The organism is Clostridium thermopalmarium DSM 5974, assembly GCF_002995795.1.
Classification (GTDB): Bacteria; Bacillota; Clostridia; order Clostridiales; family Clostridiaceae; genus Clostridium_H; species Clostridium_H thermopalmarium.
This window is the reverse complement of sequence record NZ_PVXN01000053.1, coordinates 83,469-97,777: the sequence shown is the minus strand read 5'-3', so window position 1 is coordinate 97,777 and position 14,309 is coordinate 83,469. Positions and strand designations below refer to the sequence as shown.

Genomic DNA, 14,309 nt, shown 5'->3' with positions numbered 1-14,309 from the left:
ATATCAATCTTATTTTTAAACACTTACTATATTTTAATCCAAATAACAGCGCACTTCAAGATACTAAACTTTAAACTTTGATACCATGTTTATAAGTTTTTCAACACTTTTTTTAGCATTATTTATAGATTTAAGTACATCATTAGATTTATCTACAATTATAATTGTACCTTCTGCCATACCTTGAGTGGCATTAGACATCTCATTGTTACTGCTAGAAATTTGTTCTATAGATTTTACTATATCACTTATTTTCTCCGTAATTTGATCTAATGCATCACTTAAACTAAAAATAAAATCTCTCATATATTCGGCATCCTTATAATATTTATCTCCAATTTCCGCAAGAACTTCATAATCTTTAATAATGTCCGTATCAATGAATTTTATAACATCCTTAGAACTCTCTGTTAGATGTTCAACAGAACTTATGATTTTTTCTGTAACCTTACTAATTTCATTTACAGCATTTTTTGAGCTCTCAGCTAACTTTCCAATTTCTTTAGCTACTACAGTAAAGCCTTTTCCAGCTTCCCCCGCAGTAGCTGCTTCAATAGTTGCATTCAACGCTAAAAGATTAGTTTGATGTGCAATTTTTAGTATAGAATCCACTAGCAAGTTAATTTTCTCTGCTTCTTTAGAGCCTTCTATAGCATCACCTAATTCTTCTTTTATCTTAGTTCCTATTTGTCTTGCACTTTTTTGTGATATTTCTGCACTCTCCTTTAGCTCACTAGCTCTTGACCTAATTTCCTCTACTACAGAAGTTCCTTCCTTTGCTTTTATATCTATAGAATCAATAACTTCCATTATTGTTTCAGCAGTACCCACCATGCTTTCTGTAGAGGCCGCTGTCTCTTCCATACTTGAAGATATCTCTTCTGTAGCTGCAGATATTTCCTCAATTTCCCTTGTTAGGTTGGACATATTATTATTAGTCTTATTAACTATATCCTCTATTTCAACAGATTCCCCTATAATGGTTTTAATAATATTTCTAAAAGAGTCTTGTACAGCATTTATATTTTTAGCCAACTCTCCTATTTCATCATCACTTATTACATCAACTTGCTTAGTCAAATCTCCTTGGCTATTAGCTATATCCTTTAACTTGGTTAAAACATTCCCTACAGGATTTATAATTCCCTTTGAAATATATTTCCAAACCATAATAAAAATAATAAATTCTATAATAACTAAAATTAATATTTTAACTATTAAAAAATATACAGTTCTTTCTATATTAGAAATATAATCATTTACACTTTTATATGCCTCATTTTTAAATGCGTCTACTGATTCATTTATCTTCTCAGCTTCCTTATCAAATTGAAGCATTGTAAGGTTTCCTTTCTCTGGTCCTCCTTCAATATAATCCTTAGCCATTTTCTTTCCAGTTTCATAGTAAGGCTTAAAATCCTTTCTTATCTCTTCAATATTGCTTTTACTCTCCGGATTAATTTCTATAAGCTCATCAAAAAGTTTTTCAATATTTTGTGCATACTTTTCTGCTTTATCGAAACCATCATCTAATCCATTTTGTGCCCTAGTAGCACTAATATCTGTAAGCCACTGCTGAACTTGTACAACATTTAGTTTTAGCTCTTCTGACTTTGTTAACATAGCAAATGCCTTATTATTCATTTCTTTTACCTTTTCCAAATTACTCCTTAGAGAGGTAATTTGATTAACCATAATTCCCATAAAAATAGCCATCATACATATAATGGGCAGCATTATCTTTATCTTTATACTTTTTATTTTTCGCATAAAAATCACAACCTTTTCTAAATTTTTATTTTCATATTTATCATATTATGTTATTCACAATTAATTATATGTTTCTTTAACATTGTAAATAAAATCTGGTCACTTATTATACTTTCGTAAATTTTTTTTAAACATTAAGAATTAATTGGCAAACTTGCTTATTTATAATATATAATTATAATATAATATATTACAATTTATATAGGAATTCTAATATTTTATTTATAAAGGGGGGATTTTATGATTAAAACTCTGCTGCTGTGCGGCATAGTGTTGCTTATATGCGTAATTTCCAGTAAACTTTTATATCGTTTCGGTATACCTACACTGATAATCTTTTTAATCCTAGGAATGATTCTTGGTTCCGATGGTATAGGTGGAATATATTTTGATAATTCCACTTTTGCTCAGCAGATTAGTAGTATAGCTTTAGTATTTATAATGTTTTATGGAGGCTTTGGTGTAAGCTGGAATGAAGCAAAACCTATAGCATCACAAGCTATTCTTTTAGCAACCTTAGGAGTAGTATTTACAGCAATCCTAGTTGGCGTATTTTCTCATTTTATACTTAATATAAGCCTTCTTGAAGGAATGCTTTTAGGAGCTGTAGTATCTTCTACAGATGCTGCTTCTGTATTTTCTATATTGAGATCTAAAAGCTTAAATCTGAAAGGCGGACTTGCTTCCATGCTTGAAATAGAAAGCGGAAGTAACGACCCTATAGCATATATGTTGACTACAGTTGTTATTTCCTTAATTACAAATAATAGCCAGCAATCAATAATAGGAATGTTATCTCGTCAGATACTATTTGGTATTGCTATTGGTTTTGTTATATCATATCTTTCAGTGCTAGTTTTAAAACGGATTCATCTAAATGTAGAAGGATTATACTCAATTCTTGTAATATCACTAACATTGCTTGGTTACTCTTTGAGCGAAATTTTAGGGGGAAATGGCTTTTTAACAGTTTATATAATAGGAATTGTAATTGGAAACAGTAAGATTCCATACAAAAGAAATCTTGTCCATTTCTTTGATGGTGTATCCTGGTTAATGCAGATTGTTTTATTCTTTACATTAGGATTGTTAGTCTTTCCATCTCAACTTCCATCAGCTTTTACAAACGGTTTTATAGTTGCAATATTTATGGCTTTAGTTGCTCGTCCTGTTGCAATCTTTAGTATACTCAGTTGGTTTAAAACTCCAATAAAACAACAATTGCTCGTGTCTTGGGTAGGTCTTCGTGGAGCTGCCTCTATAGTGTTTGCAACCTATGCTCTTACAAACAACCTTTCTGTTGCAAATGAACTATTTAATACGGTTTTTATAATCGCTCTATTTTCCATTATTGTTCAAGGAACATTAATTCCCACAATATCAAAAAAACTAGATTTAGTTGAAGAAGAATCATCTGTATTTAAAACTTTTAATGATTACGAAAATGAAGTGCATACAAAATTAGTAGAAATAGTTATTGAAGAAAATAGTCCTTTGAAAAATAAAACTATTATGAATGCTAATATACCTGAAGATGTACTCATAATTATGATAAAAAGAAAAGATGAAGTTATCATTCCAAAGGGATCCTCAGTTATAAAGGCAGGAGACATTTTAGTTCTGGCTGCTAATAATTTCGAAAAACTTCAAGTTATTTAAAATTAAGAATTGAGAGTTAAAACTGTTTCGCTGCTTCGAAACCATAGTAACTCTCAATTCTAAGTTATTAATATCAATAATTCGACTTTTAATTTGCTCCTAAATTGTTAGTTCTCCATCCTTTGTTTTTATGATTTGAAGAATGTTTTGTTCATATCCAGTTTCTGCATTTATATAAACAATAAAATCATCATCTTTACATTTTCCAACAAACTCATAACAAAGAACTTCTTTATCGGTTTCAGTTGGTACTATAGCTAGACTTGTTGAAGTTATTTTTAGATTTTTCCCAACCTTCTTCCTCGCTTCTTCTTTTGAAATTTTAGGCTTTGGTATATCTCTTTTATCAACGTGAGAAATTAGATATTGCTGTGATTCTATTCCAAGTATATCTCCATTATCTAGGGATATTTTTAGCTTTATCTGGTCTGGATAAATAGCTACACCTTTTTCATGATACACATAGCTTATGGTTACAGTATTATCAGCCTTTATTGTATAAGTAGGCTCCATATTCCTGTATCCAATCTTTTTCAAATACTCTTTACCAATTGAAGCAGCCTTTTCTACATCTATTTTTTCTTCATTTACCCCTCTATTATCTATTAAATAAACAACCTTTCCTCCATTTTTGCTTATTTCACATACAACATCTTCTTCTTCTCTTCCCTTTAAAGCTACATTAAAACTATAGGAAGGTATCTTCGTCTTTCCATCCTCTCTTTTTATTATAGATTCAACTTTATCTGCTCCTAAAAGCTTTTTTACAATATTTTTAGCGTTATTTTCTGTAATCTCTTTCTCTTGTAAAATCTTTGGTTTTACTTCTAAAATATTATCTGAGAAAGGTCCATCATATATTAGTGCTGGATATTGTACTACTTGGTTTTGTACGTTTTTAAATTTGCTAGATAGTAAATTAGTTTCGGATTTATTTAATCCTAAACTAACTCTTTTTCGCACCTCTCCCCATTTAACTCTGCCTTCATTTATATCTTGTTGAATCTCATTTAGTTGAATTAGCAAATAATCAGCTTCATTTTTCAAATTTTCTATGTTGTCGTAATCCTTACTAGATAAAGTTTTCCCTTGAGCTGCGCTTCTTGCAAGGCTATAAGCAAAGTCACTTACTTGAGATAAAAATTTACTTGTTCCATCTAAATCCTCCTGAGGTATAGGAAGAGAATGTAGTTTATCATTAGCCGCGTCTGCATATTTAGATATATTTCCAAAAGCTATTAAACCTTGCTCTTTAGATCCTATTACTGCGGATTTCGCTAAATCAGTTTTTATATTTTTCACTGAATCAATTAATTGATACATATTTTTAGAATATTCACCTTGAAGATAATTCCTATAATCTGTTCTTTCAAGCGTCATTAAAATAGCAAAAGTAGTAGAAAAAACCACTATAAAGGCTACTGCTATAGTATAAACGATTCTTTTCTTATTCATATCTAATGTTTCCTCCCACTTATTATCATAAAATTCCTATGAATAGTATTTGTTCTAATAATTATTGTTATACATTTTGGTTATACTACTAGTAGCGCGATTACATTAAAGATAAAGAAAGAGTGAAAAAAATGAGAACATTGATTTTTTCAATTTCTGCTGGTGAGGGTCATCTGCAAACTTCTTTAGCCATGAAAAAATACATATTATCAAAAGATAGAACTTCAGATGTTATGATTGTTGATACTCTAACTTATATAAGTCCCATATTAAATAAAATAATTATTGGAAGTTATTTAAAAATAATCCAACTTAAACCAAGTTTGTATAGAAAGTTGTATTATATCATAGATTTTAATAGTAAATCTTCATCCATAAAATTAAATTCTAAATTTAATAGTTTGTTATCAATTAAACTTAAGAAGCTCATAGATGATTTTAAGCCAGACACTATAATATCAACTCATCCTATACCTACTGAAATGCTATCTATGCTTAAACTAAAATTAGGATTAAATGTACCTGTAATTACCATAATTACAGATTACGCTCCCCATAATTTTTGGTTTCACAAAGGTATAGATGCATATATCACAGCAAATAAAAGCCTGATTAGAGATATTTCTCAAAAAGGAATAGATGAAAATAAAATTTATAACTTTGGTATTCCTGTTAATCCGGAATTTTTTAAAAAATATGATAGAGTACAAACTTTAAGTTCTTTAAATTTATCTCCTAATAAATTTACTATTTTAATAATGGGCGGTGGTTTAGGCATAGGTAAGATTTTAGAACTTTGCAATAAACTAGATAAGATAGAAAATGATATGCAAATGATAGTTGTAACAGGGAAAAATTCCAAACTTTATAACCAACTAGTAAAGCTAAAGAGTAACTTTTTTAAAGATATTAGAATCCTCAAATATACTAATGAAATAAATAAATATATGCAGGCTTCTGATTTACTATTTACTAAACCAGGTGGAATAACAATAACAGAAGCTATGATTTCATCTATCCCCATTGTTTTATTTTCTCCAATTCCTGGTCAAGAAGAAAAAAATGTTGAATTTTTAACTAAAAACAATTTGGCCATTTACTTAGATGATATAAAAAATTGTAATAACCTCGTTAATGATTTATTAGAAAATCCTTTTTTATTAGAAAGAATTAAGCGAAACTATATAAACTATGTAAAACCTAATTCTGGAGATGATATATATACTTTAATGTACTGCCTATGTCAAGATAACTTATCAAATTACATAAGCAACATAAAAGTCCAGAAAAATTAATGTTTCTGGATTTTTCTATATATACTTTTTATATCTTCTACAATCTTATATTTGAATCTTATCTGATTGCTTTCAATATCTTCATCCTGATTATTAACAAGTTTGTATTCATCTTCTGTTAACACAGACTTCATTTCTTTTTCTGTTTCATCATAGGCAATTTGCCCTCTTGTTACGTCGATAAAGCATAGAGGAGGAAACATTATGCACCACCAGTTGTGCCCTTCTCCATTTCCTATTATAATCCTGTAAGCTTCATAATTTCCTTCTGGTAATGTTACATTTCCATAACTCTTAACTGGAAAATTTTCATGAGATAAGGATGTATTAATAGTATAAGTATAACCGTTTTCTTTAACTACCTTCTTAGCTATTTCTTTTATGATTTCATCATTTGCTTTTAATATCTCTCTTGAATCATTTATATTTTTTGCTTCTTTAAGTTTTGGAGCTATATATTTCAAAACTTCATCTCTTACTTTCAATTTTAAAGCTTGATCTTCTGTAGTATCGCTATTAGCTATAACATGAAATCTTATCAGTTTATTTGCAATTGTTTTTTGGCTAGCATCAGCTCTCATATAAGAAACTCCTAGTATAATTCCTAATAATAATGTTAAAAAACTCATAATAGCAATTATTTTTTTCATAATACTTGTCCCCCATTTTTTTATCCTACTTATCTATTACATTTAAAATTATTGACATACATTTCTAAATATATACACTTCAATAAAAAAAGATTGGAAAAAATTTAAATTTATTTTCTCCAATCTTATAACTATTTTGTAACCCCAAGTCTTCTTGCTTTAGTATTTACAGTTACATCTATATTCGCATTTTTATAAACTTCTTCCCAATTATCTTTTATTTTCTTATATAATTGTGGTTTGAATTTTTCAATATATTCTTCAAGTCCTATAGCATCTATAGGATGCTGCTCCTGAATTATCCTTCCTACCTTTTCGCATTTTCTTTCTATTACATCATTAAAACTATCTTGTATTCTTTTAATTTCACCTTGTGAAAATATATCGCTGTCTATATAATATCCCTTCAATTGCCCTTCTAATAATACCTGTATATTAAATTTTAGTTTTTTAGGATTAGTATCATCTTCTAAGTAAATTTTCCTCTTTATGCCTGTTATGTGTAATTCTACAGGATGACCATCTATCAATATGACCTCTTTTCCTCCCTTTATTTTGCCTTTCAATATTTCTAATGAAGCATCTTCTTCTGGCGTCAAATATCCTTCTATTTTATAGTCTTTTATCAAGGCAACTCCAGATATATTAAGTTGATTTTTATTAATCTTGTCAAATTCTATAGTTGGTATTACAGCAGTTTTATTTTTATACAAGGATATAAAGATATCATTTAACCTTACAGGAAGAACACTAAAGTTGCTAATTCCATTTTCCATTAGCCCTGTTATATAAGATTCAATATTCTTTTCCATATTAGGTTCAAATTTTACAAAGTCTTCTGCATTACCCTTTGCCACAACCACCAACATCATTTTATTAATATCTGGCTGACGTTCTAAATAATCAAATATCTCTTTCATCGTTTCAGGATATTCAATTATTTTATCACTTAGTATCAGAAGTTTAGAATGACCAGTATACACGCTCCTACTCATTTTAGCCGCCAATTCTGTTACCGCATCTTGCATAGAAAAGGCTTCAGTAGTTACAATCTGCTCTTTTGCAGTACTTCCACTCTCAGGCCCTAGTTCACTAATATTCGGAAGCCCAAAAATAACATTTAATTTTTTAAAGTCCTTCTCTTTAAAAACTTCATTGGATTTTATCTCTTTAAACCTTTCCTCATCATCTATATTTTGCCCTACATCAATAGCTATGGTAGATATAAAACTTCTCCTATCAATTTCTACCTTATCCCAGCATCCACTTAAAAAACAACAAGTTAATGCTAAAATTATTATCTTTTTATATCTCATCTTTAACTCTCCTTGCCTTAATAAGACCAGTAATCAATAGTGCAATAGGTAATATTCCAATTACTATAGGATCCGTATATGGAATAAACCTATCTTGAATACTGTATACTTCAGCTATATTTTCTGGATATAAGGATAGTATGTATATTATAGGAGTTATTAATACCAATGATACTTTTACATCTTCCAACCTAAATACATCTCTAATAATTTCAGAGCTAAAATAATATATATTTATATAAGTAGTAAAGTAAAAGATTATCCAAAAGGCCATAACTATACCTTCCCAGCGTTCTATGAAGTTTCCTGGCATATCCACAGTTGAAAACATACTTATTGTTGGCCACAATAACTGAGAATTATATTCCTTTGAAAACACAAACAAAGTTGACAAGGTTATTATGATATAAAAAACACTTATAAAGACTAGGCTCTTAAATGTGACTCTTACAATACTTTTTTTGTTTTTTACCATAGGAATTATCATATATAATATTCCAAAGCCTAAAAAATTGAAAATACTTACTCTTGTAGCTTTTATATATTCTAAAGGCTCATGAACAAATATAGGAAGTATGTTCGAAAAGTCTGATCCTTTCAATACAAAAGGTATTCCTATCAGCACAGGTACAAACATTAACCAAAAAGCTATTTCATTAAATTTTATTACACTTTCAATCTCTCCCCTTACAAGAAATCCTCCAACAAGAAACATTACTAATATTATAAATTCTGTAGGTGTTCTATTTAAGAGATACATCTTTATTACTTCAGCAAAAGTTCTCATTTCTATAGCCATTATAAATATACCAGTTAACACTATATATAACGCTATAGCATTTCCTAAGAATTTTCCAAAATTCCTCTGTAACATTTCTACAAGTCTTCTATACCCATTAACTTTAATAGCCTTATAGATTATATATAGAAACGGAAGGAGCATAAGTGCACTTAAAATTATTACAATCCATCCTTCACTTCCTATGACTTCACTAAGTTTTCTTGGATAGGTAAATGCAGCACTTCCAACTACAGTCACCACTATAGTTACAAATAAATCATATTGACTCAAAATGTTCTTTTTATTCATAAGGATACATGACACCTCTTTCAAAATCATTTTTGTCTTATCTTATCTACAGTTTTCATGTAATTTGGTCTCTTTTTAAAATATCTAAGAGGCAATTTTATAAACATATCCTTCAAATCATTTGCGTCTGGACTAACAGCTGGTGCTAAATATGGTATACCAAAACTCTTTAATCTTAGTAAATGTGTGAGCAGCAATATAAGTCCCAGCATTATACCATACAAACCAAGTACCGAAGAGGCAATTATTAATAAAAATCTTGTACATCTGAGTGCAATAGAAACTTCGTAATTAGGCGTAATAAATTCAGTAATAGCTGTGAGGCTGGTTATTATTATCATTAAAGGGCTCACTATTCCTGCACTTACAGCTGCCTGCCCTATAATAAGACCTCCTACTATACCTATTGTTGAACCTATAGGTCTTGGAAGCCTTAATATAGCTTCTAATAAAAGGGCAAAACTAAATTCCATAATCAAAGTCTCTACAACTGATGGAAATGGCACTCCTTCTCTAGAAGCTGCTATAGAATAAGCAAGCCTTGATGGTATAATTGCAGTATGATAAGAGGTAATTGCGACATATAATGCTGGAAGAATTAAAGATAATACTACGGCAATAGTTCTTAAGATTCTCATTAATGAAGCATTTATCCAACGCTGATAATAGTCATCAGGTGATTGAAATAGAGTAGGCAAAGTTGCTGGAGCTATAATGGCAAATGGTGAGTTATCAACTAACATAGCTACTCTTCCTTCGTATAAGGCTGCCGCTACCACATCCGGTCTTTCTGTGCTTTGTATCTGAGGAAATAGTGAAAAAGGATTATCCTCTATCAATTGTTCTACATATCCACTGTCTAATACAGCATCGATTTCTATATTATCTACCCTTTTATTTAATTCATCAACAATGGATTTATTCACAATATCTTCTATGTACATTACAACTACGTCTGTTTTTGATCTAGTTCCTAAAGACTTTGGAACAACTCTCAATCTAGTATCTCTTACTCTTCTTCTTACTAAAGCTGTATTAAACCTCATGGTCTCTGTAAAACCTTCTCTAGCACCTCTTATTACAGTTTCTCCTGATGGTTCACTTACTCCTCTTGCTGGCCAAGCACGAGTAGCTATAACATATCCAACTCTAAGACCATCTATAAGCAGCAAGGTTTCTCCTGAAAGTACAGCATTTATTCCGTCTTTTAGAGTATCAACCTCTTTCATATCAGCTACAGCTAATATCCTCTCTTTTATTTCATCTACATGATATTTTACAGATTCCTCATGCATTACACTCTCCATTATGTAGTCACTTATAAAACTTTTGTCTGCCAGCCCATCAATAAACACAATAGCTGCATTTAATTCATGAATTCGAAACTCTCTAAACACTATATCTGAATTATCTTTTAAAAGTTCCTTCATGTATTTAACATCTTCTTTAACGCGCCTAGATATGCTTTCTTTGATTATTTCTTTCAAACTTATCACACCTTCCACACACTTTAATATTGGAGTTAATTTTAAGACTTATATAAACAAACTTAAAGCAAATAATATAACTCCTAATATAATTACAGCATTTCCAATAGCTTTTGCTTTTCTAGATGCTTCAACCATTCCTGACCTCTTCAAATCTTTTGAATCTATTAAAGATAACACTGTTCCCTGTATTACAAGCAATGCCAAAAAATACTTTCCGAATAAATTTATAATTCTCATGATATCACTCCTACTCAGCCTATTTTTTGTCTTCTAGCAGCAAAATATACACAAAATGAATAATAATATCCTTCACAAAATGAATAACAATATTCTTTACAAAAAGAAGAACTGTATTCTTCGCAAAAAAAATAATCGTATTCTCCACCTCATGGAGAATACGATTATACTTAAATTGTTCTAGTTAAATACACTTCACTATATTTCTCTTTAAAATGATCATAACATCTTTGAGCCTTTAACATATCATCAAAGAATCCAAACACAGATGGCCCACTTCCGCTCATCATGGAACCTAACGCTCCACCTCTAATCATTTTTTCTTTAATTTCCTTCAATATAATATGCTTTTTTAATGTTACATTTTCAAGCACATTCCTCATATTTTGACTAATATATACGATATCATCATCTTCAATAGCTTTAATCAATCTTTTAGTGTCTGGATGTTTATGTACTTTATTTAAATCTAAATTCTTATACACTTCTTTAGTTGATACACCGAAATTAGGTTTAACTAAAACTAATATATGCCCTTTAAATGGCTTAAGAGGAGTTACTATTTCTCCTATGCCTGTGCATAAAGCAGTTCCCCCTTTTATACAGTACGGAACGTCTGCACCTATGTTTAGCCCAAGCTTCCTAAGCTCATCATCACTAACATCTAATTCATACAATTTTCTCATAGCTAATAAGGTCGCGGCAGCATCTGTACTTCCACCTGCAAGTCCTGCAGCTACAGGAATGTTTTTATGTATACTAATGTTTACTCCACCTTTTACATTATAAGCGTCCATAAATAGCTTAGCAGCCTTATAAACTAAATTTCTTTCATCTGTAGGTACATAAGGCTTATTGCACCCAATATTAATATATCTTCTGCTCTTTTCTATCCTCAAAATATCATATAACTCTATATTTTGCATTATCATCTCTAAAAGATGATAACCATCTTCTCTTTTCCCAACTACATCTAAGGATATATTTATCTTAGCGTATGCTTTAATCAACATATACATTTCCCCCGCAACATCTATTTAAGTATACATTATTTTAACATTATATCATAAAATTATAAACAAAAAAACTATAAGTATAGACTTAGTCTACACCTACAGTTTTATTTTTATTAACTATATTTTTAGAAAACCTTTCCCGTTTATAATTTCTAAACTTCCTTTATATAACTGCTCTTCCTGGTATAATCAACTTTTGTCCAGGCATTATGTTGTCACTGCTTAACTCATTAATATTAATCAAATCCTCTATAGTAGTGTAGTACCTTTTTGCAATCTTCCACAATGTATCTCCATCTTGGACTACATAAATTGTTATACTAGCTTTTTTCTTTACTACTTCATCTTCAAGAGGAACTATATCAACTAAGAATTCTTTATGAGTAACATAATTAACTCTTGCATAAACCCTTGCAATACCTTTTATAGCTATAGTTCCAGCTTCTATAGACGCTTCTAAATTTTCTAGATACGCTTTAGTTATGCATTCCATATCAATCTTAGCTCCAGATACTTCTACACTACAATTGAATGGAATATCTTCACTTACTGTAGCTACATATTTATCATCATCAGATGTCTTATATAGCACATTAACATTTAATAATCCTTCCACGATTACTTTATCTTCTACTATTCTCTTATCTGTTACTGATATCTTTCCTGTAGACATAATGATTTCAACTGGTTTTGGCATATTATTTTCTAATTCTATGTTTTCTTTAATTATAATTTCATTTATATTATGTCCTAGAATAGTATTAAGTTCATAACCTTTTTTGTCCATCCTTAACACTTTAGAAGGTGAGTAAGCATCTTCTATCATGTCCACTTCTTCTTTATGCATAACTTTAACATAACATTTTACTAAAGCTTCAACATCAACAATTCGGTTTTCTCCTAAATCATTTTCTTTAACATCAAATTCTATATCATCAACTACAAATTCCAAACTATTCTCCATGAACTGATCTGCATTTGGACAGTCTAGTTCTTCGCTAATAAATACGTCTTCCTCCAAACTGCATAGTTCTCTATTTTCTACTGCCTTATATAAAACTTTTATTTTTGTAAAGGCTTCAACTTCAACTTTACCTTCTTTAAGTTTTGCATCTCCCTTATGAACAGTAACATCGCAGTTCAAAATCTTATCTATTTCTGGTTTGTCCATTGGAACTTGAATATGAGCTTTGCTTATTAATTCTCCATTTACATTACCTATGACCTTATCTATAATACAAGGATTTTTTAAAAGTTGAATGTTATCTAAATCATCTACATCCTTAATAACATCAAATTCATATTTATTATAACCCCCTAACTTTAGCTGCACGATTCCTTCAATAGATATTTTTCTTTCATTAATTATGTTACATTCCATATGTTCAATATCACATTCTAATGAACAGCTCATATCAGGCTTAGCGCCATTCATATCGATATAAGTTGAAAAATCCTTAGTGTACACTACATTGAAAATCTCATTATTTTCTTCTACACTTGCTAAATAAAGTACATTGCATTTTACTCTTCCTTCTACATATACTTTATTTTGCATCACCTCTTTACTAACAATTTTAGGCTTAGCATCTACCATCAAGATTTTTTTCACATCTGGCTGTACATCAGGTATAACATATTCTTCTTTTATCATATTATCAACTGTCTGTTCTCCTAGAAGTTGTTCGTACTCTATATTTTCCTTTATCAATTCCATAGCCATCCATTCTACCTCCCATAAAATACCTACTAACTAATTTATATATCCTCTCAATAAAAAATATGATATGTTTTATAAAATAATTACTTATTTTATAGGAGTAAAAATCCTGGAACAATAGGCTATCATTTAAAACTATTTAGAAATACTTTGGATTAAAAATGTTTTTTATTATAAAAAAAGAAATACTGAAATTTCAGTATTTCTTCAGCCAGCAAAGTCTATTTGAACCGTTTTTGTCAAAACATCTGAGTAACTATATGTGACTGTCCTTTGGGTGTCGTCTTCTAACCTAACAACGAAAATACTTGAATATGTTTTTTCTAATATTCCATTACTAACAATAATTTTTCTTCTTCCGTTATTAGCTCTTAGCGTTACCTTTTCTCCAATGTGATCATCCATCTCATTTTTTATAGTCGCTAATATATTTCTTCTTTCCATCACAAGCACCCTCTTTCTACATTATATATTATACAGTACATATCCTCAAATGTCAAATAACTAATAATTTTATCATTAATATATTATAGTTGTCAATGTAAATTTTCTGTAAACAAATTTAGCTTCAAGTGCTAAACGTAACTTGAAGCTAAATTTATTTAACTCAT

At 29.8% G+C, this 14,309-nt stretch carries 12 protein-coding genes; 2 read left to right on the top strand and 10 right to left on the bottom strand.

Annotated features, from left to right (window positions below):
• Positions 1 to 63: 63 nt before the first annotated feature.
• Complete coding sequence (locus CPAL_RS09495; protein ID WP_106024493.1) at positions 64 to 1,770, bottom strand: methyl-accepting chemotaxis protein; 1,707 nt, start codon at positions 1,768 to 1,770, stop codon at positions 64 to 66.
• Between the two features lie 243 nt (positions 1,771 to 2,013).
• On the opposite strand from CPAL_RS09495, the gene CPAL_RS09490 reads away from it, so the two are divergent.
• The gene (locus CPAL_RS09490; protein WP_423237154.1) at positions 2,014 to 3,429 is read left to right on the top strand and encodes a potassium/proton antiporter; all 1,416 of its coding nucleotides are present in this window, start codon (positions 2,014 to 2,016) and stop codon (positions 3,427 to 3,429) included.
• Positions 3,430 to 3,528: 99 nt separating this feature from the next.
• On the opposite strand, the gene ypeB is transcribed toward CPAL_RS09490, so the two are convergent.
• Entirely contained in the window at positions 3,529 to 4,884 is a 1,356-nt protein-coding gene (gene ypeB, locus CPAL_RS09485) for a germination protein YpeB (protein WP_106024491.1), read from the bottom strand.
• A gap of 131 nt (positions 4,885 to 5,015) precedes the next feature.
• Here ypeB and CPAL_RS09480 point away from each other — a divergent pair, with 131 nt between their 5' ends.
• On the top strand, positions 5,016 to 6,179 hold the full coding sequence (locus tag CPAL_RS09480) for an MGDG synthase family glycosyltransferase (protein ID WP_106024490.1): 1,164 nt from the start codon (positions 5,016 to 5,018) through the stop codon (positions 6,177 to 6,179).
• Here the strand turns inward: CPAL_RS09480 and spoIIR are convergent.
• From spoIIR to CPAL_RS09440, 8 genes are all read right to left on the bottom strand, one after another.
• The gene (gene spoIIR / locus CPAL_RS09475; protein WP_106024489.1) at positions 6,176 to 6,829 is read right to left on the bottom strand and encodes a stage II sporulation protein R; all 654 of its coding nucleotides are present in this window, start codon (positions 6,827 to 6,829) and stop codon (positions 6,176 to 6,178) included. The two genes, CPAL_RS09480 and spoIIR, sit on opposite strands and share 4 nt — an antisense overlap.
• 131 nt (positions 6,830 to 6,960) lie before the next feature.
• Positions 6,961 to 8,145 (bottom strand): Ger(x)C family spore germination protein, encoded by a 1,185-nt coding sequence (locus CPAL_RS09470; RefSeq protein ID WP_061858028.1) that lies wholly within the window; start codon positions 8,143 to 8,145, stop codon positions 6,961 to 6,963.
• On the bottom strand, positions 8,135 to 9,235 hold the full coding sequence (locus tag CPAL_RS09465) for a GerAB/ArcD/ProY family transporter (RefSeq protein ID WP_106024488.1): 1,101 nt from the start codon (positions 9,233 to 9,235) through the stop codon (positions 8,135 to 8,137). Before CPAL_RS09465 ends, CPAL_RS09470 begins: the two co-directional genes overlap by 11 nt.
• A gap of 26 nt (positions 9,236 to 9,261) precedes the next feature.
• Entirely contained in the window at positions 9,262 to 10,722 is a 1,461-nt protein-coding gene (locus CPAL_RS09460) for a spore germination protein (protein ID WP_106024487.1), read from the bottom strand.
• 48 nt (positions 10,723 to 10,770) lie between these two features.
• Complete coding sequence (locus tag CPAL_RS09455) at positions 10,771 to 10,962, bottom strand: CLC_0170 family protein (protein WP_106024486.1); 192 nt, start codon at positions 10,960 to 10,962, stop codon at positions 10,771 to 10,773.
• A 170-nt stretch (positions 10,963 to 11,132) separates the two neighbouring features.
• A complete protein-coding gene (gene ispE, locus CPAL_RS09450; RefSeq protein WP_106024485.1) occupies positions 11,133 to 11,975 on the bottom strand; it encodes a 4-(cytidine 5'-diphospho)-2-C-methyl-D-erythritol kinase in 843 nt (280 codons plus the stop codon).
• A 166-nt stretch (positions 11,976 to 12,141) separates the two neighbouring features.
• Positions 12,142 to 13,701: a DUF3794 and LysM peptidoglycan-binding domain-containing protein gene (locus CPAL_RS09445; RefSeq protein ID WP_106024484.1), complete on the bottom strand. Its 1,560-nt coding sequence runs from the start codon at positions 13,699 to 13,701 to the stop codon at positions 12,142 to 12,144.
• A 204-nt stretch (positions 13,702 to 13,905) separates the two neighbouring features.
• On the bottom strand, positions 13,906 to 14,142 hold the full coding sequence (locus CPAL_RS09440) for a Veg family protein (protein ID WP_061858034.1): 237 nt from the start codon (positions 14,140 to 14,142) through the stop codon (positions 13,906 to 13,908).
• Positions 14,143 to 14,309: the final 167 nt, after the last annotated feature.